16 protein-coding genes, 1 tRNA gene and 1 pseudogene are annotated in these 25,904 nt (G+C 73.0%); 13 read left to right on the top strand and 5 right to left on the bottom strand.

What is annotated here, in order from left to right:
* A pseudogene (locus tag AB0A94_RS17840) lies at positions 1-92 on the bottom strand (TIGR03085 family protein); the annotation flags it as partial.
* 82 nt (positions 93-174) lie between these two features.
* On the opposite strand from AB0A94_RS17840, the gene AB0A94_RS17835 reads away from it, so the two are divergent.
* The 5 genes from AB0A94_RS17835 (at position 175) to moeZ (ending at position 6,299) form a co-directional block, all read left to right on the top strand.
* A complete protein-coding gene (locus AB0A94_RS17835) occupies positions 175-1,851 on the top strand; it encodes a DUF3492 domain-containing protein (protein WP_361745282.1) in 1,677 nt (558 codons plus the stop codon).
* Positions 1,848-2,972, top strand: coding sequence for a hypothetical protein (locus AB0A94_RS17830; RefSeq protein ID WP_361745280.1), 1,125 nt, complete (start codon positions 1,848-1,850; stop codon positions 2,970-2,972). Before AB0A94_RS17835 ends, AB0A94_RS17830 begins: the two co-directional genes overlap by 4 nt.
* A 331-nt stretch (positions 2,973-3,303) precedes the next feature.
* Positions 3,304-4,311: an NAD-dependent epimerase/dehydratase gene (locus AB0A94_RS17825; protein ID WP_361745278.1), complete on the top strand. Its 1,008-nt coding sequence runs from the start codon at positions 3,304-3,306 to the stop codon at positions 4,309-4,311.
* Positions 4,299-5,057, top strand: a complete 759-nt coding sequence (locus tag AB0A94_RS17820; protein ID WP_361745276.1) for a spherulation-specific family 4 protein — start codon at positions 4,299-4,301, stop codon at positions 5,055-5,057. The genes AB0A94_RS17825 and AB0A94_RS17820 overlap by 13 nt, the downstream gene beginning before the upstream one ends.
* A 63-nt stretch (positions 5,058-5,120) precedes the next feature.
* Positions 5,121-6,299 (top strand): adenylyltransferase/sulfurtransferase MoeZ, encoded by a 1,179-nt coding sequence (gene moeZ / locus AB0A94_RS17815; protein WP_030835051.1) that lies wholly within the window; start codon positions 5,121-5,123, stop codon positions 6,297-6,299.
* A 71-nt stretch (positions 6,300-6,370) separates the two neighbouring features.
* Here moeZ and AB0A94_RS17810 read toward each other — a convergent pair whose 3' ends face one another.
* The 3 genes from AB0A94_RS17810 to AB0A94_RS17800 all read right to left on the bottom strand — a co-directional run bounded on the left by AB0A94_RS17810 (position 6,371) and on the right by AB0A94_RS17800 (position 12,300).
* Positions 6,371-7,867, bottom strand: coding sequence for an alpha/beta hydrolase (locus AB0A94_RS17810; protein ID WP_361745274.1), 1,497 nt, complete (start codon positions 7,865-7,867; stop codon positions 6,371-6,373).
* Between the two features lie 137 nt (positions 7,868-8,004).
* Positions 8,005-9,555 carry an alpha/beta hydrolase gene (locus AB0A94_RS17805; protein ID WP_361745272.1) on the bottom strand — a complete coding sequence of 517 codons (1,551 nt, stop codon included), beginning with the start codon at positions 9,553-9,555 and terminating at the stop codon, positions 8,005-8,007.
* Between the two features lie 69 nt (positions 9,556-9,624).
* Complete coding sequence (locus AB0A94_RS17800; RefSeq protein WP_361745270.1) at positions 9,625-12,300, bottom strand: lysylphosphatidylglycerol synthase transmembrane domain-containing protein; 2,676 nt, start codon at positions 12,298-12,300, stop codon at positions 9,625-9,627.
* 186 nt (positions 12,301-12,486) lie between these two features.
* On the opposite strand from AB0A94_RS17800, the gene AB0A94_RS17795 reads away from it, so the two are divergent.
* From AB0A94_RS17795 to AB0A94_RS17770, 6 genes are all read left to right on the top strand, one after another.
* Positions 12,487-12,873, top strand: a complete 387-nt coding sequence (locus AB0A94_RS17795) for an MGMT family protein (protein WP_361745268.1) — start codon at positions 12,487-12,489, stop codon at positions 12,871-12,873.
* Between the two features lie 257 nt (positions 12,874-13,130).
* Positions 13,131-16,433 carry an ATP-dependent DNA helicase gene (locus tag AB0A94_RS17790; RefSeq protein WP_361745266.1) on the top strand — a complete coding sequence of 1,101 codons (3,303 nt, stop codon included), beginning with the start codon at positions 13,131-13,133 and terminating at the stop codon, positions 16,431-16,433.
* A 100-nt stretch (positions 16,434-16,533) separates the two neighbouring features.
* Positions 16,534-20,007, top strand: a complete 3,474-nt coding sequence (locus AB0A94_RS17785; RefSeq protein ID WP_361745264.1) for an ATP-dependent DNA helicase — start codon at positions 16,534-16,536, stop codon at positions 20,005-20,007.
* Positions 20,008-20,017: 10 nt separating this feature from the next.
* Positions 20,018-21,430, top strand: a complete 1,413-nt coding sequence (locus AB0A94_RS17780) for a dipeptidase (protein WP_361745262.1) — start codon at positions 20,018-20,020, stop codon at positions 21,428-21,430.
* Between the two features lie 146 nt (positions 21,431-21,576).
* A complete protein-coding gene (gene nudC, locus AB0A94_RS17775; RefSeq protein ID WP_361745260.1) occupies positions 21,577-22,521 on the top strand; it encodes an NAD(+) diphosphatase in 945 nt (314 codons plus the stop codon).
* 84 nt (positions 22,522-22,605) lie between these two features.
* A tRNA-Trp gene (locus AB0A94_RS17770) sits at positions 22,606-22,680 on the top strand.
* Positions 22,681-22,755: 75 nt separating this feature from the next.
* On the opposite strand, the gene AB0A94_RS17765 is transcribed toward AB0A94_RS17770, so the two are convergent.
* On the bottom strand, positions 22,756-23,013 hold the full coding sequence (locus tag AB0A94_RS17765; protein ID WP_361745258.1) for a mycoredoxin: 258 nt from the start codon (positions 23,011-23,013) through the stop codon (positions 22,756-22,758).
* 101 nt (positions 23,014-23,114) lie between these two features.
* Here AB0A94_RS17765 and AB0A94_RS17760 point away from each other — a divergent pair, with 101 nt between their 5' ends.
* Both AB0A94_RS17760 and AB0A94_RS17755 read left to right on the top strand, forming a co-directional pair.
* Complete coding sequence (locus AB0A94_RS17760) at positions 23,115-25,406, top strand: ATP-dependent DNA helicase UvrD2 (RefSeq protein ID WP_361745256.1); 2,292 nt, start codon at positions 23,115-23,117, stop codon at positions 25,404-25,406.
* Positions 25,407-25,569: 163 nt separating this feature from the next.
* Complete coding sequence (locus tag AB0A94_RS17755) at positions 25,570-25,884, top strand: hypothetical protein (protein ID WP_361745254.1); 315 nt, start codon at positions 25,570-25,572, stop codon at positions 25,882-25,884.
* The last annotated feature ends 20 nt before the right edge of the window (positions 25,885-25,904 follow it).

The raw sequence follows: 25,904 nt of genomic DNA, 5'->3' as shown, positions 1-25,904 counted from the left end.
GTCCAGCCCTCGCACAGGGTCGGGGCCTCGGGACCCGCGGTCTCCAGCAGATCGGCCAGGAGAAGTCGTTCACGCTTGGCATGGGTCGACATGCCTCCTTGTCCGCATACGTTCGTCCCGCTGCGAGCCGCCGGACAACGGAGGCTCCCCACACGGGAGATCGGGGGTGCACACGTGCGCATCGGACTGCTTACGGAGGGTGGTTATCCGTACGTGGGCGGTGAGGGCGGGCTCTGGTGCGACCGCTTGGTGCGCGGACTCGGCCGACACGAGTTCGACGTCTACGCGTTCAGCACCGGCGAAGCCCAGGAGGACGCGGGCTGGGTCCCGCTGCCGCCCCAGGTCGGCCGGGTCCGCACCGCCCCGCTGTGGGCGGCCGAGGACGACGGGGTGGTGTACGGCCGCCGCGCACGCCGGCGCTTCTCGGAGCACTACGGCGAACTGGCCGCCGCCCTCTGTGCCGGGACGGACCCCGCCGCCCCCGGCCCGGGACCCGCGACATCCGAGGCGGACCGTTTCGCCACCGCTCTCCGGGGCCTCGCCGAACTCGCCCGCGACGAAGGCGGTCTGGTGGCCGCACTCCGCTCCGAGACGGCCGTACGCGCCCTGGAGCGCGCCTGTCGTGCGCCCGGCGCCCTGCGTACGGCGCGTGAGGCCCGCGTACCCGATCTGCTGGCCGTCGCCGCGCACCTGGAGCGCGCCCTGCGCCCCCTCTCGCTCGACTGGTACGAGGAGGACGGGCTGGGCGCGGTGGACCTGTGCCACGCCGCCGCCGGCGGGGTGACGGCTCTTCCGGGCCTGCTCGCCCACCACTTCTTCGGCATCCCCCTCCTCGTCACCGAGTACGGCGTACGCCTGCGGACGCACTACCTCACCCGCCCGGACGCCTCACCCGCGGTCCGCTCCCTGCTCGCCGCCTTCCACGGCAGGCTCGCCGCCGAGACCTACCGCCGGGCCGCGTTCATCACCCCGGGCAACACGCACGCCCGCCGCTGGCAGGAGCGCTGCGGTGCCGACCGGGCGAAGCTCCGCACGGTGTACCCCGGCATGGACGCCGCGCCCTTCGAGGAGGCGGGGGAGTCCCCGGAGGGCGCGGACCCGCACACCCTCGTCTGGGTCGGCCGCGTGGAGCCCGCCAAGGACCTGGTCTCGCTGCTGCACGCCTTCGCGGAGATCCGCAAGGCGGAGCCGAGGACCCGGCTGCGGATCATCGGCGGCCCGTCGGACCCGGAGGGCGCCGCCTACCTCGGCCACTGCGAGGCGCTGGCCGCGCACCTCTTCCCGGACGAGGCCGAGGGCCCGCACTCCGCGGGCGCCAACCCGGTGTCCTTCGAGGAGATCGGCGGCCCGGGCCTGGCCACCTCCGCCGACGCGTACGCCTCGGGCGCCGTGACCGTTCTCTCCAGCGTCGTCGAGGGCTTCCCGGTCGGCCTCGTCGAGGCGATGCTCTGCGGACGCGCGACGGTCTCCACGGACGTCGGCGCGGTCGTGGAGGCCATCGGCGGCACCGGTCTCGTCGTACCGCCGCGCAATCCGCGGGCGCTCGCCGAGGCGTGCGTCTCCCTACTGCGCGACCCCGAGCGCCGCGTACGCCTCGGTGCCGCCGCGCGCGCCCGCGCACTCGAGTTGTTCACCGTCGACCAGAACATCGCGGCGTTCCACGGCATCTACCTGGAGATCGTCGCGCGCACACCGGTCCGTCGCCTCCTCCTCGACGACACCGGCGACCCACTGCCCTTCGCCACCCCCGCCGAGGCCCACGTCCCCGGCCACTGGACCGACCCCACCCCCCGTGCCGTTCCCACGTGGGTCACGCACACCCGGGTACCCGCGACGGAGACAGCCCGATGACCGACCTCGGCGAACTGAACCGCAGCACTCCGCCCGGCGCGGCCGACCCGGTCAAGGCGCTGCTGCACCACCACCGCGACCTGTGCGAACGGGCGGTGGACCCCCTGGAGATCGCGGCGGGCCTGGAGGCCCACGGCATCACCGACCGAACCGCCGCCCGCTTCCGCCACCGTGACGTCTTCTCCCTCGCGGAGGAGCTCTACGCCAGGGTCCCCCGCGACGACGCACCGCCGCCGCCCGCCCCGGCCACCACGCGTCCGGGGGCGCGCGCCGACTGGACCGTCCGCACCCTGCTCCCCGGCGCCCTGTGCGTGGCGACGGCGACCGCCCTGCGCCTCACCCACGGCCAGACCCGCCTCTACGCGGCGGCCACCGGCATCCTGGCCGTCACTCTCGCCCTGCGCGCGGCACTGCGCCGGGGCCCGCTGAGCGCCCGGACCGACATCCCGTCCCGCTCCGCCACGGCGTCCTGGAACTGCTGGCTCCTCGGCTACGCCCTCCTGGGCGACGGTCTGCTCGGTACGGCGGTCACCGGCGGCCCCGACGGCCTGCCCGACGGCACGGCGGAGGGGGACTGGCCGCTCACCGTCGCCCCGGTCGTGGCGCTCGCCCTGTCCTGCGCGCCCGCCGCCTGGACGGCCCGCCTCTTCGCCGCCCGTGTCCGCCGCCGACTGGCGTCGAGCCGTGGACTGAAGGACTTCTCGGCTTCCGTACGACCGGTGCTCATCGGTGTGTTCGCCCTGTTCCTGGGTGCGGTGGCCGTTCTGCTCACGGCGACGTCCACGCTCCTCGGCGAGCCCCTCGCCCTGCCCTCGACGCTCGCCCTGGGAGGCCTCCTCTTCCTGGCCCGCCTCCTCACGATCCACGGCTTCACCCACGCGCCGAGGGTGATCCTCACGATCACGGCGACCGCTCAGGCGACGGCCCTGGCCACGCTCTTCGCGGCCCGCCTCCCCGGCTGTGACGCCCTGGCCATCCCGGTCCAGACCCTGACCGGCACCTGGGGCCCGGCCGTCCTCCCCACCCTCACCTGCGGGGCAGCGGCACTGACCCTGCTGATCCACGCCTCCCGCACACTCGCCCGAGCCTCGGCGCACATCAGCCCGGAGCAACCGCGATGACAACGCGGACCCAGCACCCGCCATCCGTGGGCAGTCGTGCCGCTGGGGCGATGAGGGTCCCCGCTCGCGCTCGCGCGAAGCCGAGAGTGGGGAGGGCGGGCGCGACGGCACCCCCGCAAGCGCGGGGCTGCGCACCCCACCGCCGGCCCACACCCACGCTGAGCACCCCGCACAAGCGCCGGGAACCGCTGATGCGCCCCCGCCCCGCCCCAGCACCGGGCCGCGGTCACCGAAGACCCCGCCCCACCCACCGACACCAGACGCTCGCGCCACAGGAAACACACCCGAAGGAGCCCTCCATGACCGCCCCGGACGCCGAAGGAGCCGCCCGATGAGAGTCCTCCTGATCGGAGCCAACGGCTACATCGGCCGCTTCGTAGCCGACCGCCTCCTCGCCGACCCCGCCGTCCAGCTCACCGCGCTCGGCCGCGGCGACGACGCCGACGTCCGCTTCGACCTCGCCACCGGCAGCCCCGGCGCCCTCACCCGATTCCTCGACGCCGTCCACCCCGGCGTGGTCGTCAACTGCGCCGGCACCACGAGAGGCGGCGCCCGCGAACTCACCCGGCACAACACCGTCGCCGTGGCCACCGTCTGCGAGGCCCTCCGCCGCAGCGGCTGCGGCGCACGGCTCGTACAGGTCGGCTGCGGCTCGGAGTACGGCCCCAGCCAGCCCGGCTCGTCCACGGCGGAGGACGCCGTCCCCCGCCCCGGCGGCCCCTACGGCGTCAGCAAACTCGCCGCCACCGAGCTGGTCCTCGGCTCCGGCCTGGACGCCGTGGTCCTCCGGGTCTTCTCACCCGTCGGCCCCGGCACCCCCGCCGGCTCCCCCCTCGGCCGCCTCGCCGAGGCGATGCGCCGCGCCATGCAGTCCGGCGACGGCGAGCTGAAGCTCGGAGGCCTCGGCGCACAACGGGACTTCATCGACGTCCGCGACGTGGCCCGCGCCGTCCACGCAGCCTCCCTCTCCGCCGCGCAGGGCGTCATCAACATCGGCTCGGGCCGCGCCGTCCGCCTCCGCGACGCCGCCGGAATCCTCGCCAGGGTGGCCGGCTACGGCGGCGCCCTCAACGAACTGGACACCCTCCCGGGCCCGCACCCACCGCACGTACCCCACGCATCCCACCCCCCTGCCCCCCTCCGCAGCACGATCGGCCACCCCCGCCCCGACCTCGACCACCACCCCACCACCCCCGTCGCCTTCCCGTACCCCGACGGCTGCGGCAGCTGGCAGCAGGCCGACGTCCGCACCGCCCGCGACCGCCTCGGCTGGCGCCCCCGGATCAACCTCGAGGAGTCCCTCGCCGACATCTGGATGGAGGCGGCATGCCGTATCTGACCAGCGTAAAAACCGGTACGGCGAGCACCGGCGTCCGTACGGGCTTCGGCGTCCCCGGTCTCGCGCACCCCCTCGTCGCCCCGACCGAGTGGAACGAACTCACCCTCCCGGGCACCCCTCTGCACTGGGTCGCCCTCGACGTGGCCGACGGCCCCGGCACCCGACCCGACCCGCACTGCCTGGAGGCGGCCGGCCGCCTCCGCGACGCCGGTGTCCGCGTCCTCGGCCACCTCGACACGGCGTACGGCCTCCGCACGTTCGGCGAGGTGATCTCGGACGCCCACCGCTTCACCGACTGGTACCAGGTCGACGGCTTCCTGCTGGACCGCTGTCCCGCCGACCGGGCCGGACTCCCCGGGGTCCGGCGCACGATCACCACACTCCGGGAACTCCGTGACGACGCCCACATCGTCCTCGGCCACGGCACCCACCCGTACCCGGGATACGCCGAACACGCCGACCAGCTGGTCACCTTCTCCGGCCCGTGGAACGACTACCGCTGGTCGCAGGTGGCGGAGTGGACCGCCGACCACCCGCCCGAACGCTTCTGCCACTTCGTGCACGGAGTGCCCCGCCCGCACCTGGACGAGGCCCTGCGCATCGCCCGCTGGCAGGGCGCCGCGACGATCTACTTCACGGACCACACCCACCACACGGGGCACCGCGCCCGCACCGTCCCCTGGGAGCCCCTGCCCGGCTACTGGGACGACATCGTCTCGCGTGTCGGGACGGGTGTCTCGGAATGAAAAAGGCCATGGCAGTGTTAAGCGAAGAACAACCGTAGTGATCGACCGACCAACGGAGTCCCCGTGTCGCTGCCACCCCTGGTCGAGCCGGCCCCCGAGCTCACCGTAGACGAGGTCCGCAGGTACTCCCGCCACCTGATCATCCCCGACGTGGGCATGGACGGGCAGAAGCGGCTGAAGAACGCCAAGGTGCTCTTTGTGGGCGCTGGTGGCCTGGGTTCGCCGGGTCTGATGTACATGGCCGCGGCGGGCGTGGGCACGCTCGGCATCGTGGAGTTCGACGAGGTCGACGAGTCGAACCTGCAGCGCCAGATCATCCACAGCCAGTCCGACATCGGCCGCCCCAAGGCCGAGTCCGCGCGTGACACGATCAAGGGCATCAACCCGTACGTGAACGTGGTCCTCCACGAGGAGCGGCTCGAGGCCGACAACGTGATGGACCTGTTCAGCCAGTACGACCTGATCGTCGACGGCACGGACAACTTCGCGACCCGCTACCTGGTCAACGACGCCTGCGTGCTGCTGAACAAGCCGTACGTATGGGGTTCGATCTACCGCTTCGACGGCCAGGCGTCGGTCTTCTGGTCCGAGCACGGCCCCTGCTACCGCTGCCTCTACCCGGAGCCCCCGCCTCCCGGCATGGTTCCCTCCTGCGCCGAGGGCGGCGTCCTGGGCGTGCTGTGCGCGTCCATCGGCTCCATCCAGGCCAACGAGGCGATCAAGCTGCTCGCCGGCATCGGTGAGCCGCTGGTCGGCCGGCTCATGATCTACGATGCCCTGGAGATGCAGTACCGCCAGGTCAAGGTCCGCAAGGACCCCGACTGCGCGATCTGCGGCGACAACCCGACCGTCACCGAGCTCATCGACTACGAGGCCTTCTGCGGCGTCGTGTCCGAGGAGGCCCAGGCGGCGGCCGCCGACTCCACGATCACTCCCAAGCAGCTCAAGGAGTGGATCGACGACGGCGAGAGCATCGAGCTCATCGACGTCCGCGAGCCGAACGAGTTCGAGATCGTGTCCATCCCGGGCGCCCGTCTGATCCCCAAGAACGAGTTCCTCATGGGCAACGCCCTGGAGAGCCTGCCGCAGGACAAGAAGATCGTCTTGAACTGCAAGACGGGTGTCCGCAGTGCGGAAGTCCTCGCCGTCCTGAAGTCCGCGGGCTTCGCCGACGCCGTCCACGTGGGCGGCGGCGTGATCGGCTGGGTCAACCAGATCGAACCGGAGAAGCCGGTCTACTGACCGGACCCGGCACGTACATGAGCCGACGCGGGGGCTCCGGGCACCACGAGTGCGCGGAGCCCCCGCCGTCGTCATGAGCAGATCTTGCCGTCCTCGGGCACCGTGCCGTCCAGCAGATACGCGTCCACCGTGGAGTCGACACAGTCGCTCCCGCTGCCGTACGCGCCATGGCCCTCGCCCTTCCAGGTGAGCACCACACCGACCCCCTCGCCCAGCTCGTCCGCCATCTTCCGGGCACCCTCGTACGGTGTGGCCGGGTCGCCGGTGTTGCCCACGACCAGGACCGGCGCCGCGCCCGGCGCACTCACCTCCGGGGTGTCGAACTGACCGGGCACCGGCCAGTCGTGGCACCAGCCGGCCGTGTCCCAGCCGAGGAAGGACCCGAACACGGGTGAGATCTCCTCGAACTCGGGCAGCAGCTTCCTCGTCTCCTCCGGGGTCGGCCGCTGCTTGTCGTCCAGGCACGATATGACCCGCTGGGAGTGGGTCGTCGTGCCGTAGCGCCCCGAGGCGTCGCGTTCGTTGTAGCCGTCGGCCAGCGCCAGCAGCTCCGTGCCGTCGCCCTCCTCGGCCGCCTCCAGCGCGCTGGTCAGCGCCGGCCAGCTGGTCTTGCTGTACAGCGGAAGGACGATGCCGGTCAGTGCCAGCGTCTGTGTCAGCTCGCGCCCGGACGACGACGTCGGCAACGGGTCGGAGTCGATCCGCTCCAGCAGCTCCGCGATCTCCCGCGAACCCTGCTCGGGGTCCCGGCCGGTGGACTTCAGGTAGTTGTCGAGGGCCGTCTGGAAGCCCCGGGTCTGGTTCTTGGCGTGGTCCACGGTGCCGGCGCTCGGGTCGACCACCGCGTCGAGCGTCATCCGCCCCACCTTCTCCGGGAAGAGATGGGCGTAGACACCGCCCAGCTCGGTGCCGTAGGAGATGCCGAAGTAGTTCAGCCGGTCGTCGCCGAGGGCCTGCCGGATGCGGTCCATGTCGCGAGCGGTGTCGGTGGTCGAGACGTGGGCCAGCAGCCTCCCGGCGGCCTCCTGGCAGCCCTTGCCGAAGTCGGCGGCGTCCTGGAGGAACGTCCGCTCCTCGGCCGGTGTGTCCGGGGTGCCGTCCACCGACGACTCGGCGGCCTGGATGCTCCTGTCGTCGCGGCAGCGGACACCCTCGCTGGCGGCGACCCCGCGCGGGTCCCAGCTCACCAGGTCGTACCGCTCGCGCAGTTCGGAGGCCGTGGTGGCGTAGGACGGCATCATCGACACGCCGGACCCGCCCGGTCCGCCGAAGTTGAACAGCAGTGAGCCGAGGCGGTCGTCGCCCGTGGCCTTGGCCCGGATCAGGGCGAGCCCGATCGTGGAGCCGTCCGGCTCCGACCAGTCCAGCGGCACCCGGAGGGTGGCGCACTGCCAGTCCTCGCCCGGTGCGGGGGCGTCCCCGGAGGCCTTGCAGCGCCCCCAGTCGAGCGCCGTCCCGCCGCTCTTGCCGTCATCGCCGGAATCGCCGCCCGACGAGCCGCCGCTACAGCCGGCCGTCAGCAGCGCGGCGGCGACCGTCAGGGCCGTCCACCGTGTGAAACGGGTCATGCGCCAATTCCCCCCTCGCTGGCCGTCCGCAGGTGCCGCGGATGGCGGTCGAGCCATGGTAGGCAGATTCGCCGCCCGCCGGGGCGACCTGTGGACAACGCCATGACCTGCTGTTTCGTGCAGAACCACAGGAGCGCTTACGAGCAGACGGTCCCGGCCTCCGGCACCTTTCCGTCCAGGAGATAGCCGTGCACCGCGTCCTGCACGCACCTGTTCCCGCTGTTGTAGGCCCCGTGCCCCTGCCCCTCGTACGTCAGCTCCACGCCCACGCCCGTACCGAGCGCCTGCACCATCCTGCGCGCCCCCTCGAACGGGGTGGCCGGGTCACCGGTGTTGCCGATCACCAGGATCGGAGCGGCACCGGGGGCGTGGACATCCGGATGTTCGGCGGCCCCGGGCACCGCCCAGTCGGTGCACCCGACCATTCCCCACGCCAGATGCTCCCCGAACAGCGGGGACGCGGCCCGGAACTCGGGCAGCCGGCGCTCCACGTCCTCGGCGGTGTAGCGGGGTTCGTTGTCGGCGCAGTCGATGGCCACGTGGGCCGGGATGACGTTGCTGTACTCGCCGTTCTCGCCGCGCCCGTTCGATGAGTCGGACAGCACCATCAGAATCGTTCCGTCACCGTCGTACGCCTGCGCGAGACCGTCGGTGAGGAACTTCCAGAGGTCCTTCGAATACAGCGCCTGCAGGATCCCGTTGGCCGCCAGGGACTGAGTCAGTTCGCGCGGGAAGACGCCGGGGATGGGTGTGCCGTCGAGGTCCTCCAGCAGTTCGGCGATCCGGTCCTTCACCTCCTGTGCGCTGTCGCCGACGGGGCACTCCTCGCTCTGCGAGACGCAGTCCTCGGCGTAGTTGTCGAGGGCGAGCTGGAACCCCCGTGCCTGTCCGAGCGAGCCCTGTTCCGAGGTTTTCGTGGGGTCGACGACCGCGTCGAACACCGCGCGGCCCACCTTCTCCGGGAACAGGTGGGCGTAGACGCCGCCGAGTTCGGTGCCGTAGGAGATGCCGAAGTAGTGCAGCCGGTCGTCGCCGAGGACCCGGCGCATCAGGTCCAGGTCACGGGCGGCGTCCGTGGTGCGCACGTGCGGCAGCACCCGCTCGGAGTTCTTCTCGCAGGCCGCGTTGAACTCCTCGGCGCCGTTGAGGAGTTCCGTGCGCTCGGCGCTGTCGTCGGGGGTGGCGTCCTGCTGGAGGTACGTGTCGAGCCGCCGGTCGTCCAGACAGGTCACGGGCGCGCTGCGCCCGACCCCGCGGGGATCGAAGCTCACCAGGTCGTAGCGGGTGCGCAGGGCCGCGTACTTCTCGCCGAACCCGGGCAGTGCGGTGACGCCGGAGCCGCCCGGGCCGCCGAAGTTGAAGATCAGGGAGCCGATGCGTTCGCTCGCCGCGCCGCTCGACCTGACCCGGATCAGCGCGAGGTCGATGGTGTCACCCTGGGGATCGTCCCAGTCCAGCGGCGCCTTCATGGTGGCGCAACTCCACTCGCCCCGGCCGCCGGGGAGGGGCGACGGGGCGGGACCCCCGCCCTGCGCCTCGGACGGGGCCGGGCAGTCCGTCCAGCTGAGCTGCTGCTCCGTCAGGTCCTCGTTTTTGTCGTCGTCCTCACCGCAGCCGGTCAGCAGCGCGGGCAGCAGCACGGCGCAGACGGTCAGGGCGGCGGCACGCAGACGGAAGGGGCGGGGCATGGTCCCATCCTGCGGTCGCCCGGAGCGGGGCGCGCGGGACACGGGCCGTACGAGGTACAGGGCCCTCGCTCACAAGGCCGCCTTGCGCGTGAGGTGGTTGAAGGCCAGCCAGCCCGGCAGCACCGGCAGCCAGAGCGTCAGCAGCCGGAAGAGCAGCACCGCCGGCGCGGCGACCTCCTTGGGCAGCCCGACCGCGATGAGACCGACCGTCAGGGTCGCCTCGACCGCGCCGACACCGCCCGGCGTCGGGGCCGCCGACCCCAGTGCGTTGCCCGCGAGGAACACGACGGCGACGCTGGCGATGCTCACCGACGTCGTCTCGTCGCCGAACGCCCGGATCGAGGCGTCCAGGCACATCACGAAGCAGGCCGTCAGCAGCAGCATGCCGCCGATGCCGGTGATCAGCTTCTGCGGCCGCTGCAGCACGTCGAGCATGCGCGGCACGACCCCCGCGAAGAGTGACCGCACGCGTGTGACGACGAATTTCCGCAGGAACGGCACCGAGGTCACCACGAGCACCAGCACCGCCACCGTCAGCAGGCCCCCGATCACCGTGCGGGACGGGGTGAGGGAGGGCGTCTTCTCGGTGCCGGTGAGGTAGCCGAAGGAGAGCAGCATCAGGATGTGGCAGCCGAGCCCGAAGAGCTGCGACGCGCCGACGCTCGCCACGGCGAGGCCGGGCCGCACCCCCGCGCGCTGCAGGAACCGCGTGTTCAGGGCGACACCGCCCACCGCCGCCGGGGCGACGATCTTCACGAACGACCCGGCGACCTGTGCCGCCACGGTCCGCACGAACGGCACCCGCTCGGGCACGAAGCCGAGCAGGGCCATGGCCGCCGCGACGTAACTGGCCGCCGAGAACAGCACCGCCGCGGCCACCCAGCCCCACTCCGCGTTGGAGATCAGCGGGCCGAACTCGATGTGGGTGAGCTGCGTCAGCAGGAAGTACGCGCCGATCGCACCGGCGATGAAACTGATCAGGGTCCGCGGCCGGACCCGCTCCAGGCGGGCCGGCTCCACCGGGGCCTGCGGCCTGATCCGCAGCACCTCGTGCCGGATCTGGGTGAGCAGGTCCTCCTCGCGCGCCTCCTCCAGGGCCTCGTCGACGGCCCGCTTCTCGGCCCGCTGCTCCGCGCGTACGGCCTTCTTGTCGGGTTTGTCGAGCACGACCTGGTGGGCGCCGTGCTCCGCGCGGGCCGGCTTGGACTGCCGGTAGGCCTCCAGGACCGCCTCGCGTTCGCGTTCCGCCCGCTCCCGGGCCAGCTTGCGCAGGGTCCCGCGCGTGGAGCGGCTCAGCGCGATGGGCTGGAGCATTGGCAGACAGTCCGCCACGGTGTCGGGGCCGAGGACGCTCAGCGCGGAGGCCACCGCGCGTTCGGCGCCCACCCTGAGACCCAGCGTCACCAGCAGCTGGGAGGTGTCCATGCGCAGCAGCAGATCGCCGGCCGCGATCTCGCCGACGCGCAGATCGGTGAGGATCACCGTGCCGGAACGATCCACCAGGATGGCGTCTCCCACCAGCCTGCGGTGCGCGATACGACGGGACTGCAGGGCCCGTACCTGGTGCCAGGTGTCGCGCAGCAGTTCGTCGGTGATCTCCTCGTCCGGCAGCGAGTCGAGGGTGCGCCCGCCGCTGTGCTCGTAGACGAGCATCACCGCGTCGGGGCCGAGTTCGGAGGTCGCGATCAGCTTGGGCGCGTTGGCGCCGGCCGCGATGGCCGCGTAGGCCAGCAGCGCCTCCTGCTCCAGCGCCTGGCGCAGCGACTGCAGGCTGCTGCGGGTGGCGAAGCCGCGCAGGGCCAGATTGCGCCACGCGCGGTAGAAGAACCCCTGCGCCTGCTGCTCACGGTCGACCACCGTGACGTCCAGCGGCGGACCGTCCTCCAGGGTGACGAAGTACCGGCGCCCCCGGTCCCCGGTCTCGGAGGCGTCGCCGGACTCCACCCGGGACGCGGTCACGGGGCGGAAGCCGACGGTGCGCAGGCCCGCCATCAGGGTGCGGCCGGTGGGGCGCACATTGGGCGAGCCGACCGCGTAGAGGGTGCCGTAGGCGACGGTCCAGCCGATCAGGACCGTCAGGATGATCGAGAACGGTGTCGTGTACCCGGTGACGAGCATCGAGAAGGCGTCGAGGAGCAGCACCACCCACAGCACCGCGCGCCACCGGGGTCTGCGGGACATCCCGACGGCCGTCATGTAAGCGATCACCGGGGCCAGATAGCCGTGCACCGGGTCGGTCAGGGCGTGGATGTCGCCGGGGGAGGGCTGGGTGAGCGCCTCCTGGATCGAGTCCGGAGCGGCACGCGCGACCCACAGGTCGGTGGCGAGCGTCACACCGTGCGCGAGGACGGCGGCGAGCACGCCGTCGGCGATCCGCAGCCCGTCCCGCTTGATCAGCCGCTCGATGGCGAAGGCCACCGGCACCAGGAGGATCGCGATGCTGGAGGCCAGGCCCGCGATCTTGATGAGCAGGTCGGGTGCCTGCCCGGTGCCCTTGTTGATGTCCTGTTCCAGGCCCGAGGTGGTGCCGTGGGCGAACGCGGCGATCGCCAGCAGCACCACGACGGCGAGTACGCCCGCCAGGAGCCGCATGAGGTCGGACGGACGGTGCACCCGCGCGGGGAGCAGTGGTTCGTCGCCCTCCACCTCGTCGATGTGCGCGGTCTCGGGGTCCGCGGCGTCCGGGCGCGACGAGGCGTCGGGGGTGCCCTTCGTACCCTCGGGGTGCGCACCCTGCTGCTTCATCGTCTCTTCTCGATCTTGTATCACCAGTCACCGCCCGCACGATGGTGGCATGCCGTACCGACACGAGGGGGCATCAGGGTCCGGACGCGGGGCGGCACAGTCTGCCCGAAGTGCCGCTCCGGGGCGAGACGTGCGCACACGCGCGAGCGCGTCGCGTTGTCGGTGGGGTGGGGCAGGATGGGCCGGATGAGCCAGGAGAGCCTTCCGTCCGACGGAGGTCCGGAGCACCCGCGCGCCCTGCCCGAGTACGCCGAGCGGGTCCTCGAGGTGACCGAGTTGATCCCGCCGGGACGTGTCATGACGTACGGGGACGTGGCCGAGTGGCTGGGGGAGGGCGGACCCCGGCAGGTCGGGCGCGTGATGGCCCTGTACGGGGGAGCGGTGCCGTGGTGGCGTGTCGTCCGCGCGGACGGCGTGCTGCTGCCGGGCCACGAGCTGAGGGCCCTCGGCCACTACCGCGCGGAGGGCACGCCCCTGAAGGAGGCGGGCCGGGCCGCGGAGGGCCATGCGCCGCGCCTCGACATGCGGCGGGCGCGGTGGGACGGAGACGGGCACACCGAGGGTCACACCTGACAGCTTCCGCCCTCGCGCACGCCGCCGTGCGACCCCTGCTCCCCCGAGGTGATACGGAGCACATTCGTGGCATGACGTACGTTCGTGAGGCAAGGGACATGTGCGACCGGAGTGTCCGGAGGGAAGAAGCGGAAGGCCTACTTCCGTACTTTTCACCGGCGTAGCGTCGGTTGCGCGTGCCCCCTTCACCCCGCGCCCCCCGTCCCGCACGCGCGGCGAACGGCCCCACAGCACACCCACCAGGACCGGCGAACCACGTGAGCTCCTCTTCCTCCACCAGCGGCCTGTCGCACCCCCAGGTGCGGCGGGGAAACCGTGGTGCTCATCGACTGGTGCGTACCCCGCCGGCCCGCGTGAATCCCCCTCGACTGGACGCCGCACAGCGCTCCGTGGTTGACCACAGGACCGGCCCACTGCTCGTTCTCGCAGGTCCGGGCACCGGAAAGACCACCACCCTGGTCGAGTCCGTGGCCGCGCGGATCGCCCGTGGCGGGGACCCCGAGCGCATCCTGGTGCTGACGTTCAGCCGCAAGGCGGCCGTCGAGCTGCGCGACCGCATGGCCCTGCGCATCGGGGCCGCGCGCGCCCCGCAGGCGACCACCTTCCACTCGTTCTGCTACGCCCTGATCCGCGCCCACCAGGACAGCGGCCTCTTCGTGGAGCCGCTGCGGCTGCTGTCGGGCCCCGAGCAGGACGTCACCGTCCGCGAGCTGCTCGCCGGCCAGGTGGACCTGGAACGGCTCGGGCTCGCCCATGTGCGTTGGCCGGACGAGCTGCGCGCCTGCCTCACCACCCGCGGCTTCGCCGACGAGGTCCGCGCGGTGCTCGCCCGCAGCCGCGAACTGGGCCTCGGCCCCGACGCCCTGGACGCCTTCGCCCGCCGCATCGGACGCCCCGACTGGCGCGCCGCCTCCGCCTTCCTCGCCGAGTACCTCGACGTCCTCGACCTGCAGGGCGTCCTCGACTACGCCGAACTCGTCCACCGCGCGGTACTCCTCGCCGGCCGCCCGGAGACCGCCGGGCAGCTGGCCGCGCGGTACGACGCCGTCTACGTCGACGAGTACCAGGACACCGACCCCGCCCAGGTACGGCTGCTGCACGCCCTGGCCGGCGGACGCACCCTCGTCGCCTTCGGCGACCCCGACCAGTCGATCTACGCCTTCCGGGGCGCGGACGTGGGCGGCATCCTGGAGTTCCCGTACGCCTTCCCCCGCGCGGACGGCCGCCCGGCCCCGGTCGAGGTGCTGCGCACCTCCCGGCGCTCCGGCGCCGCCCTGCTGGAGGCCACGCGGCGGGTGACCCGGCGCATGCCGCTGCCCCGGCTGCCCGCAGAGAAGGTCCGTGCCCACCGGGAGCTGACCCCGGACCGGGACGGCGGCCGGGTCGAGGTGTACACCTACCCGACGTCCGGCACGGAACTGGACAACGTCGCCGACATCCTGCGCCGGGCGCACCTGGAGGACGGCGTTCCCTGGAACGACATGGCCGTCCTGGTCCGGGCCGGCGCCCGCACCCTCCCCACCGTCCGCCGCGCGCTCACCTCGGCGGGCGTCCCCGTGGACGTCGACGGCAACGACCTGCCCCTGCGCCACGAACCGGCGGTGGCCCCGCTGCTGACGGCCCTGCGCGCGGTGGCGACGGCGGAGGCGGGCGGACGGGAAGACGCCGGAACCGGCACCGACGCGTGCTGGCTCGACACCGAAACCGCCCTCACCCTGCTCACCTCCCCCCTCGCCGGCATGGACGCCGCCGACCTGCGCCGCCTCGGACGGGCCCTGCGGGAGGAGGAGCGGGCCGCGGGCAACCCGCTGCCGCCGCCCTCGGACGAGCTGCTCGCGCGGGCGCTGGCCGAACCGGAGCGGCTCGCCGTGCACGACCCCGCCCACGCGCGGGGCGCCCAGCGTCTCGGCGGCCTGTTGCGCCGGGCCCGCGAGCGCCTGGCGGGCGGCGGTACGGCCGAGGAGGCCCTGTGGGACCTGTGGGACGGCACACCGTGGCCGGGGCGCCTGGAGCGCTCCGCCCGGCGCGGCGGCGCGGCCGGCCGCAACGCCGACCGGGACCTCGACGCCGTGTGCGCGCTGTTCGCGACCGCCGCCCGCGCGGAGGAACGCACCGGCGGCCGGGGCGCCCTGAACTTCCTGGAGGAGATCGAGGCCGAGGACATCGCCGCCGACACCCTCACGCGGCGCGCCGTCCGCCCCGACGCCGTGCGCCTGATGACCGCGCACCGCTCGAAGGGCCTGGAGTGGCGCCTGGTCGTCGTGGCCGGCGTCCAGGAGGGACTGTGGCCTGACCTGCGCCGCCGCGGCTCCCTGCTGGAGGCCGACCGCATCGGCCGCGACGGACTCGCCGAACCGCTCACCCCCGGCGCGCTGCTCGCCGAGGAACGCCGTCTGTTCTACGTGGCCGCCACGCGCGCGCGTGAACGGCTCGTCGTGACGGCCGTGAAGGCGCCCGCCGACGACGGCGACCAGCCCTCCCGCTTCCTGACCGAACTGGGCGTCGAGCCCAAGGACGTCACCGGGCGCCCGCGCCGCCCCCTGTCCGTCGCCGCGCTCGTCGCCGAACTGCGCGCCACGACGGTCGACCCCCGGGTCTCCGAAACCCTGCGGGAGGCCGCCGCCCAGCGGCTGGCCCGGCTCGCCGCGCTCGCCGACGAGGACGGCCGCCCACTGGTGCCCTCCGCGCACCCCTACCGCTGGTGGGGCATGTTCGAGCCCACGGAGAGCAAGGTGCCGCTGCGGAGTCGCGACCAGCCCGTCGTGCTCTCCGGCAGTGCTCTCGACCAGCTCGCCAACACCTGCGCCCTGCAGTGGTTCCTGGGCCGCGAGGTGAAGGCCGACGCACCCGCGACCGCCGCCCAGGGCTTCGGCAACGTGGTGCACGTCCTCGCCGACGAGGTGGCCTCCGGGCACACCCCGGCCGACCTCGCCGTCCTCATGGAGCGCCTCGACTCGGTGTGGAACGCGCTCGCCTTCGACGCGCCGTGGAAGTCGGCGCAGGAGAAGGAGAACGCGCGCGTGGCACTCGAACGCTTCCTCAAGTGGCACGTCATGGACCGCGCCGGACGCACCCCGGTGGCCAGCGAGCACGACTTCGACGTCACCCTCGAAGCGGGCGACTACGAGGTCCGCATCCGCGGCCAGATGGACCGCGTCGAGGTCGACGGCGAAGGACGCGCGTACGTCGTCGACTTCAAGACCGGCAAACAGGCGCCCAGCGCCAAGGAGGTGGAGCGCCACCCCCAGCTCGCCGTCTACCAGCTCGCCGTCGGGGAGGGCGCCGTAGACGACCTCTTCGACGGAACGCGTCCCGAACCGGGCGGTGCCGAGCTCGTCCAGCTGCGCCAGGGGGCCGCCAGACGGGACGGCGGCGAGACCCTGCCCAAGGTGCAGGCCCAGGAGCCACCGGAGGGGGAGTGGATCGGCGATCTGCTGGCCACGGCCGCCGGCAAGGTCCTCGACGAACGCTTCACCCCGACCGCGGGCCAGCACTGCACCCACTGCGCGTTCCGTGCCTCGTGCAGCGCCCGGCCCGAGGGTCGGCACGTGGTCGAGTGACCGGCGTGACGCATCGCACCCCCCGCGCCGACCTGCGGTTCTCCGCTCACGGAGCGCCCTGACGGCCTCCGCTGTCAGTGCCCGCCGCTAGATTCTGCGTGTGCCCGCCCGTATCACCGATCCCGATCAGCTCAAGGAGCTCCTCGGCATCCCCTTCACCCCGGAGCAGACGGCCTGCATCACCGCGCCGCCCGCCCCGCAGGTGATCGTGGCCGGAGCCGGGTCGGGCAAGACGACGGTGATGGCGGCCCGCGTGGTGTGGCTGGTCGGCACCGGCCAGGTCGCCCCCGAACAGGTGCTCGGCCTCACTTTCACCAACAAGGCCGCCGGTGAACTCGCCGAACGCGTCCGCAAGGCGCTGATCAAGGCCGGCGTCACCGACCCGGACGCCATCGACCCGGACAACCCCCCGGGCGAGCCGGTGATCTCCACGTACCACGCCTTCGCCGGCCGCCTGCTGACCGACCACGGCCTGCGCATCGGCCTCGAACCGACCTCCCGGCTGCTCGCCGACGCCACCCGCTACCAGCTCGCCGCGCGCGTCCTGCGCGAGGCCCCCGGCCTCTACCCGGCGCTCACCCGTTCCTTCCCCGACCTGGTCGGCGACCTCCTCACCCTCGACGGCGAGCTGGCCGAACACCTCGTACGGCCCGAGGACCTGCGCGCCCACGACGCCGAGCTGCTGCGCACCCTGGAGAACACCAAGCTCACCAACGCCGACCTGCGCAAGGTCCCCGAGGCGGCCGCCGCGCGGCGCGAGCTCGCCGACCTCGTGCTGCGCTACCGGGCCGCCAAACGCGAACGGGACCTGCTCGACTTCGGCGACCAGATCGCCCTCTCCGCCCGGCTCGCCGCCCTCCCCGAGGTGGGCCGCGCCCTGCGTGACGAGTTCCGCGTGGTCCTCCTCGACGAGTACCAGGACACCTCCGTAGCCCAGCGCGTCCTGCTGGCCGGACTGTTCGGCGGCGGCACCGGCCACCCGGTGACCGCCGTCGGCGACCCCTGCCAGGCGATCTACGGCTGGCGCGGCGCCTCCGTCGCCAACCTCGACGACTTCCCCGAGCACTTCGCCCACGCCGACGGCCGCCCCGCCACCCGCCAGTCGCTCAGCGAGAACCGCCGCAGCGGCGGCCGCCTCCTCGACCTCGCCAACGGCCTCGCCGAGCCGCTGCGCGCCATGCACGCGGGCGTGGAGGCCCTCCGCCCGGCCCCCGGCGCCGAACGCGACGGCACCGTCCGCTGCGCCCTGCTGCCCACCCACGCGGAGGAGATCGACTGGATCGCCGACTCCATCGCCCACCTCGTGAACACCGGCAAGGCGCCCGGCGAGATCGCCGTGCTGTGCCGCACGGCCGGCGACTTCGCCGAGATCCAGGGCGCCCTGGTCGCCAGGGACGTCCCCGTCGAGGTGGTCGGCCTGTCCGGGCTGCTGCACCTGCCCGAGATCGCCGACCTGGTCGCCGTCTGCGAGGTCCTCCAGGACCCCGGCGCCAACGCCTCCCTCGTACGGCTGCTGACCGGCCCGCGCTGGCGCATCGGTCCGCGCGACCTCGCCCTGCTGGGGCGGCGCGCACGGCGGCTCGTCTCCCACGCGCGCGTGGACGGCGACGACGACCCCGACCGGCGGCTCGCCGAAGCCGTCGAGGGCGTCGACCCGGCCGAGGTGATCTCGCTCGCCGACGCCCTCGACACCTTCCTGGAGACACCGCTGGACGGCCGCGGGGACGACGACGGCCTGCCCTTCTCACCCGACGCGCGCGTACGCTTCGCCCGCCTGGCCACCGAACTGCGCGACCTGCGCCGCTCCCTCGCCGACCCCCTCATGGACGTCCTGCACCGCGTCCTCGCCGTCACCGGTCTGGAGGTCGAGCTCTCCGCGTCCCCGCACGCCCTGGCCGCCCGCCGGCGCGAGACCCTCTCCAACTTCCTCGACATCGCCGCGTCCTTCGCCGCCGGCGACGGCGAGGCCACCCTGCTCGCCTTCCTCGGCTTCCTGCGCACCGCCGCCCAGTACGAGAAGGGCCTCGACAACGCGCTGCCCGGCGGCGAGAACACCGTCAAGGTCCTCACCGCGCACAAGTCCAAGGGCCTCGAATGGGACGTCGTCGCCGTCCCCGGACTGGTCACCGGCACCTTCCCCAGCACCCAGGGCCGCGAGAAGTGGACCGCGCAGGGCAAGGTGCTGCCGCACGGCCTGCGCGGCGACGCCGACACCCTGCCCGACGTCGAGTCCTGGGACTCCCGCGGCCTGAAGGCCTTCCACGAGGCCATGAAGGAACACCAGCACACCGAGGAACTCCGCCTCGGCTACGTCACCTTCACCCGCCCCCGCTCCCTGCTCCTCGGCTCCGGCCACTGGTGGGGGCCCAGCCAGAAGAAACCGCGCGGCCCCTCCGACTTCCTGCACGCCCTCCACCAGCACTGCGCCGCCGGACACGGCGAGATCGAGGCGTGGGCCGACGAGCCCGCCGAGGACGAGGAGAACCCCGCCCTGCACCGGGCCGCCGACGACCAGGTGTGGCCCCTGCCCCTCGACGCCGCCGCCCTCGCCCGCCGCCGCGCGGCCGCCGACACCGTCCTCGCCCACCTCCACCGCCTGGCCGCCGACCCGGACGGCCCCGCCACGGCCGTGCACGACCCCGACACCCACGAGGACCCGGACTGGCCGCCACCGCCCGACGACGAGGACCCCCTCCCCGAGGAGGACCCCTTCGCCGACGCCGGCCCGGACGACTGGGACTCCTGGAGCACCGACCGCCCCACCGTCCCGCACCAGGCGACGGCGCCGGAAGCCACCACGCACCCGCGCGCCGCGGAGCCGGCCCACCCGCCGCGACCCCGTCTCACCCCCGAGGAGGCCCGCACCGTCGCCTCCTGGGACCGCGACCTCGACGCCCTCACCGGTGAGCTCCTGCACACCCGTGCGAGCACCACCGAGGTGCGGCTGCCCGCCTCGCTGACCGCCTCCCAGCTGCTGAGCCTGGCCGCCGACCCGGACGGCTTCGCCCAGGAACTGGCCCGCCCCATGCCCCGCCCACCGCAGCCCGCGGCCCGCCGCGGCACCCGCTTCCACGCCTGGGTCGAGGCGCGCTTCGAGGAACTGACCCTGCCCATGCTCGACCCGGACGAGCTGCCCGGCAGCGACGCCGAGATCGCCGACGAACGCGACCTGGAGGCCCTCAAGGAGGCCTTCGAACGCACCGAGTACGCCCACCGCACGCCCCACCGCGTGGAAGCCCCCTTCCAGCTGTCGCTCGCCGGCCGCGTCGTCCGCGGCCGCATCGACGCCGTCTACCGGAAGGACGACGGGGACGGGACGACGTACGAGATCGTCGACTGGAAGACCGGCCGCGACCGCACCGCCGACCCGCTCCAGCTCGCCGTCTACCGGCTCGCCTGGGCCGAACAGCAGGGCGTCCCCCCGGAGACCGTCACGGCCGCGTTCCTGTACGTACGCACCGGTGAGGTCGTCCGCCCCGACGCCCTGCCCGGCCGCGCGGAGCTGGAACGGCTGCTGCTCGGGGAGCCGCCCGGTGAGATACCGCACTCCGAGGACACCGGCGCGGGCCGATAGGCTCGAGGACATGAGCCAGCCCGTTGACACTGCCGTCAGCGCCGTCCGTACGTACATCGCACAGCACCGCGTCGCCTTCCTCGACGACCTCACCGAGTGGCTGCGCATCCCGTCCGTCTCGGCCCAGCCCGACCACGCGCCCGACGTGCGCCACAGCGCCGACTGGCTCGCCGCCAAACTCAAGGAGACCGGTTTCCCGACCGCCGAGGTCTGGCCCACCCCCGGCGCCCCGGCCGTCTACGCCGAATGGCCCTCCGCAGACCCCGAGGCACCCACCGTGCTGGTCTACGGCCACCACGACGTGCAGCCCGCGGCCCGCGAGGACGGCTGGGACAGCGAGCCCTTCGAACCCGTCGTCCGCGACGGCCGCCTCTACGCGCGCGGCGCGGCCGACGACAAGGGCCAGGTGTTCTTCCACACCCTCGGCGTCCGCGCCCACCTCGCCACCACCGGCCGCACCACCCCGGCCGTCCACCTGAAACTGCTGATCGAGGGCGAGGAGGAATCCGGCTCCCCGCACTTCCGCGCGCTCGTCGAACAGCACGCGGACCGGCTCACCGCGGACGCCGTGATCGTCTCCGACACCGGCATGTGGTCCGAGGACACCCCCACCGTGTGCACCGGCATGCGCGGCCTCGCCGAGTGCGAGATCCGGCTGTACGGCCCCGACCAGGACATCCACTCCGGTTCCTTCGGGGGCGCGGTGCCCAACCCGGCCACCGCCGTCGCCCGTCTGGTGGCCGCCCTGCACGACGAGCACGCGCGCGTGGCGATCCCCGGCTTCTACGACGGTGTCGTCGAGCTCACCGCCCGAGAACGCGAACTCTTCGCCGAGCTGCCCTTCGACGAAGACCAGTGGCTGCGCACCGCCAAGTCCCACGGCACCCGCGGCGAAGCCGGATACAGCACGCTGGAGCGCGTCTGGGCCCGCCCCACCGCCGAGGTCAACGGCATCGGCGGCGGCTACCAGGGCCCCGGCAGCAAGACGATCATCCCGTCCTCCGCCATGGTGAAGCTGTCCTTCCGGCTCGTCGCCGGCCAGGACCCCGAGCACGTGCGCGAGGCCGTCGGCGCCTGGGTGCCCGGGCAACTGCCCGACGGCATCCGCCACGAGATCTCCTTCAGCCCCGCCACCCGCCCCTGCCTGACTCCCCTGGACCACCCGGCCCTGCAGTCCGTGGTCCGCGCGATGGGCCGCGCCTTCGGCAGCCCCGTCCGCTTCACCCGCGAGGGCGGCTCCGGACCGGCCGCCGACCTCCAGGACGTCCTCGGCGCACCGGTGCTGTTCCTCGGCATCTCCGTCCCGTCCGACGGCTGGCACGCCCCCGACGAGAAGGTCGACCTCGACCTGCTCCTCAAAGGCGTCGAGACCAGCGCGTACCTGTGGGGCGACCTCGCCGAGCACTGGCGGCACGCCCCCTGACCTCGCACGCCGTCCGAACCGGACGTCCGCGCGGGGCACACTGGAAGGGACCCGCCGCGCCCCGCAGGACCCGGTCCCTCCCGCCGCACGTCCCGCCGAACCGCCCGCCGACCCAATCCGTTCCACCGGGGGAGTTGGAAGCACCCGTGACCACCTGGACCGACCACACCACCGACCGACCCATCTCGCTCACCGCCCCGAGCGGCATCGACCGCGCCGCCCACCACCGGCTCGACGAGGCATGGCTCGCGGCGGCGTGGAGCCACCCCTCGACCCGCTGCTTCGTGGTCTCCGGCGGCCAGGTCCTCATCGACGAGACGGCGGACGGGCGTACCGAACTCGTCATGACCCCGTCCTTCGAGGCCCCGCTCACCGAGGCCCACCGCTACTTCCTGGGCATCGACGACAAGGGCGTCAGCTACTTCGCCCTCCAGAAGGACTCCCTGCCCGGCCGCATGGACGACTCCGCCCGCCCGGCGGGCCTGCGCGAGGCGGGACTGCTCCTGTCGCCGCGCGAGGCCGGCCTGATGGTGCACGCGGTCGCCCTGGAGAACTGGCAGCGGCTGCACCGCTTCTGCTCCCGCTGCGGCGAGCGCACCGTCATCGCCGCCGCCGGCCACATCCGCCGCTGCCCCGCCTGCGGCGCCGAGCACTACCCGCGCACCGACCCCGCGGTGATCATGGCCGTGGTCGACGACCAGGACCGCATCCTGCTCGGCCGCCAGGTCCACTGGCCCGAGGGCCGCTTCTCCACGCTCGCCGGATTCGTCGAGCCGGGGGAGTCCATCGAGCAGTCGGTGCGCCGCGAGGTCCACGAGGAGGTCGGCATCGGCGTCGGCGAGGTCGAGTACGTCGCCAGTCAGCCATGGCCCTTCCCGTCCAGCCTCATGCTGGGCTTCACCGCCCGCGCCACCACGACCGAGATCGACGTCGACGGCGACGAGATCCACGAGGCCCGCTGGTTCTCCCGCGACGAACTCGGCGCCGCCTTCGAGTCCGGCGAGGTGCTCCCGCCGTACGGCATCTCGATCGCGGCCCGCCTGATCGAGCGCTGGTACGGCAAGGAGCTCCCGACCCGCAGCGCCTTCTGACGGGACGCCCGGCGCTCCGACGGGGTCCCGGCGCCACGCCGCCGGGACTCCGTCCCGCGCACCGGCCATGTTGTCGGGCCGGGCGGAGCCGTAGCGCAGAGGTCGTCGCGCGCGGTCTCCAAAACCGCGAGGACGCCGGTTCGAATCCGGCCGGTTCCGCCCTCCCCGCACCCCTGAACACAAGCGTGCCCCCTCCGGTGACCTCGACCGGAGGGGGCACGGCGCCGGGGTACGTCAGACCGCGAGAGCCTGCTTCACCTGGGCGAGGCTCGGGTTCGTCATCACGACCTCGTCGCCGCCGGCGGAGGGGACCACACGCACCGTGGGCACCGTCTGGTTCCCGCCGTTCGCCTTCTCGACGAAGGCCGCGGACGCCGGGTCCTGCTCGATGTTGATCTCGGTGTACGCGATGCCCTCACGGTCCAGCTGGCTCTTCAGCCGGCGGCAGTAGCCGCACCACGTGGTGCTGTACATCGTCACAGTGCCCTGCATGCCTCTCGCGCTCCTTCGGCGGCTCGGGGAAGTCCTCGATGTGGGGGGAACGTACGTGAAAGCGCAAGCATTCCCGCCGGGTGCCGCACGGCTCCCACGTGATGCCCGCCGCATTAGTACGACTGCGAGGCCCTCCCTGTGGACAACCGGCTCACCCGTCTCCGGCGACCTGGCAGCATGGCTGTGTGACAGCAGCAACGCACTCCACCCTCTTCCCACGGGTACCGGACTCGGCCGACGCGGTGCTCGAAGGGCTCGACCCCGAGCAGCGCGCCGTGGCCACCGCCCTGCAGGGTCCGGTGTGCGTGCTGGCCGGCGCCGGCACCGGCAAGACCCGGGCGATCACCCACCGGATCGCCTACGGGGTGCGCGCGGGCATCCTCCAGCCCTCCAGCGTGCTCGCCGTCACCTTCACCAACCGCGCCGCCGGGGAGATGCGCGGCCGGCTGCGCCAGCTCGGGGCCGTCGGCGTCCAGGCCCGCACCTTCCACTCCGCGGCACTGCGTCAGCTCCAGTACTTCTGGCCGAAAGCGATCGGCGGCTCCCTGCCCCGGCTCGTCGACCGCAAGATCCAGCTGGTCGCCGACGCGGCCGCCGCCTGCCGCGTCCGGCTCGACCGGGGCGAGCTGCGGGACGTCACCGCGGAGATCGAGTGGTCCAAGGTCACCCAGACCGTCCCGGCCGACTACGCGGCCGCCGCCGCCAAGGCCGGCCGGGAGTCCCCCCGAGACCCCGCCGAGATCGCCCAGCTCTACTCCGCCTACGAGGACCTCAAGCGTGAGCGCGCCGTCATCGACTTCGAGGACGTGCTGCTGCTGACCGTCGCCGTCCTGCAGGACCGGCACGACATCGCCGAGCAGGTCCGCGCCCAGTACCAGCACTTCGTCGTCGACGAGTACCAGGACGTCAGCCCGCTCCAGCAGCGCCTGCTGGAACTGTGGCTCGGTGAGCGGGAGAACCTGTGCGTGGTCGGCGACGCCAGCCAGACGATCTATTCGTTCACGGGCGCAACCCCCGACCATCTGCTCGACTTCCGCACCCGTCATCCCGGGGCCACCGTCGTCAAGCTGGTCCGTGACTACCGCTCGACCCCCCAGGTCGTCCACCTGGCGAACGGCCTGCTCGCCCAGGCCCGTGGCCGGGCCGCCGACCACCGGCTGGAACTGGTCTCCCAGCGCGCCGCGGGGGCCGAGCCGGTCTTCACCGAGTACACCGACGAGCCCGCCGAGGCGGAGGGCGCCGCCCGCCGTATCCGTGAGCTGATCGACGCGGGGGTCCCGGCGAGCGAGATCGCCGTCCTGTTCCGGACGAACGCCCAGTCCGAGACCTACGAGCAGGCCCTCGCCGACGTCGGAGTGCCCTACCAGTTGCGGGGGGCCGAGCGGTTCTTCGACCGTCCCGAGGTGCGCAAGGCCGGCATCGCCCTGCGCGGCGCGGCCCGCTTCGGCGGCAACGACACCCTCCTCGACGACGCCCCCGACCTGCCCTCCCAGGTGCGCGCCGTGCTCTCGGGCGAGGGCTGGACGCCCCAGCCGCCGGCCGGTTCCGGAGCGGTCAGGGAGCGCTGGGAGTCACTGGCCGCGCTGGTGCATCTCGCCCAGGACTTCGCCGCCGCCCGGCCCGGCGCCACCCTCGCCGACCTCGTCGCCGAGCTCGACGAGCGGGCCGGCGCCCAGCACGCCCCGACCGTCCAGGGCGTCACCCTCGCCTCGCTGCACTCGGCCAAGGGCCTGGAGTGGGACGTCGTCTTCCTGGTCGGCGTCGCCGAGGGCATGATGCCGATCACCTACGCAAAGACCGACGAGCAGATCGAGGAGGAGCGCCGGCTCCTCTACGTCGGTGTCACCCGCGCCCGCGAGCGCCTCCATCTCTCCTGGGCGCTCTCCCGTTCACCCGGAAGCCGGCCGAACCGCCGCCCCAGCCGTTTCCTCCAAGGGCTGCGTCCCGGCTCGAACGCCGTCGCGGGCCGTGGCGGCGCGGTCGGCGCGGGAGGTGTGGAGCACGGCTCGTCCGGGGCGGCGTCCGCCCCGGTCGTCCGGAGTCCGGGGCGCAGGCAGCGCAGCCCCGCGCGTTGCCGGGTGTGCGGCCGCACGCTGACCGACGCGGGCGAGATGAAGCTGATGCGCTGCGATGGCTGCCCCACCGACATGGACGAGGGCCTGTACGAGCGGCTCCGTGAGTGGCGCGCCGACCAGGCGGGGCGCAGCGGACAGCCGGCCTTCTGCGTCTTCACCGACAAGACGCTGATCGCCATCGCCGAGACGGTCCCCGACGACGCGCACGCACTGGCCAGGATCCCCGGGGTGGGGATGCGCAAGCTGAGTCGCTACGGAGCCGATGTTCTGGCCATCTGCGCAGGTCGTGACATCGACGGGGAACGGGATCAGGACTGATCCCAACTCGTCGGAAAAATAGTTTGCGCATGCCCCGGCAATCCCCATAGGTTCTTAGGCACGGGGACGGTGGCCTTCTCCAAGGCCCTTGCTCCGTGTTGTACTTGTACATCCGCGGACCGGTTCACCCCGGTCCCCTAGACGCCGAGAGGAGGCGAGTCCAGTGATCAGCATCAACACCAGCTCCATCGTCAAACTGACCGATCGCTCGGCCGTCTCCCTGTGCATGCTCGGCGCCTCGAACCAGGGCACCGGTCTGTCCGGCATTCGTGCCGCACGCCTGGTGTCCTCCCTCGCTCCCGCGGCTCCTGCCGTCCGTGAGCGCGATGAGCGACCGACCGAGGCACTGGAAGCGGTAGTGGCACAGGCGAAGGCCTATGCCTTTGCGGCAGCCGGTGCCGGATTCCGGAAGCAGACGACGCAGCACCACCTGATGTGGGCCTTCCGTGGGCCAGAACCCTGGAGTGATCCAGCCTGATCCGATCAGGCCGGCGCCTT

It is taken from the genome of Streptomyces sp. NPDC044984, from assembly GCF_040646935.1.
In the GTDB taxonomy this organism is placed as follows: domain Bacteria; phylum Actinomycetota; class Actinomycetes; order Streptomycetales; family Streptomycetaceae; genus Streptomyces.
The sequence above is the reverse complement of the archived record's forward strand: the minus strand, read 5'-3'. Positions and strand labels throughout refer to the sequence as shown.

Bases quoted from the DNA above. Each gene is read 5' to 3' on its own strand.
- AB0A94_RS17830 (WP_361745280.1), top strand. From the start codon at position 1,848: ATGACCGACCTCGGCGAACTGAACCGCAGCACTCCGCCCGGCGCGGCC.
- AB0A94_RS17825 (WP_361745278.1), top strand. From the start codon at position 3,304: ATGAGAGTCCTCCTGATCGGAGCCAACGGCTACATCGGCCGCTTCGTA.
- AB0A94_RS17820 (WP_361745276.1), top strand. From the start codon at position 4,299: ATGCCGTATCTGACCAGCGTAAAAACCGGTACGGCGAGCACCGGCGTC.
- AB0A94_RS17810 (WP_361745274.1), bottom strand. From the start codon at position 7,867: ATGACCCGTTTCACACGGTGGACGGCCCTGACGGTCGCCGCCGCGCTG.
- AB0A94_RS17805 (WP_361745272.1), bottom strand. From the start codon at position 9,555: ATGCCCCGCCCCTTCCGTCTGCGTGCCGCCGCCCTGACCGTCTGCGCC.
- AB0A94_RS17800 (WP_361745270.1), bottom strand. From the start codon at position 12,300: ATGAAGCAGCAGGGTGCGCACCCCGAGGGTACGAAGGGCACCCCCGAC.
- AB0A94_RS17795 (WP_361745268.1), top strand. From the start codon at position 12,487: ATGAGCCAGGAGAGCCTTCCGTCCGACGGAGGTCCGGAGCACCCGCGC.
- AB0A94_RS17780 (WP_361745262.1), top strand. From the start codon at position 20,018: ATGAGCCAGCCCGTTGACACTGCCGTCAGCGCCGTCCGTACGTACATC.
- AB0A94_RS17765 (WP_361745258.1), bottom strand. From the start codon at position 23,013: ATGCAGGGCACTGTGACGATGTACAGCACCACGTGGTGCGGCTACTGC.
- AB0A94_RS17760 (WP_361745256.1), top strand. From the start codon at position 23,115: ATGCCCGCCGCATTAGTACGACTGCGAGGCCCTCCCTGTGGACAACCG.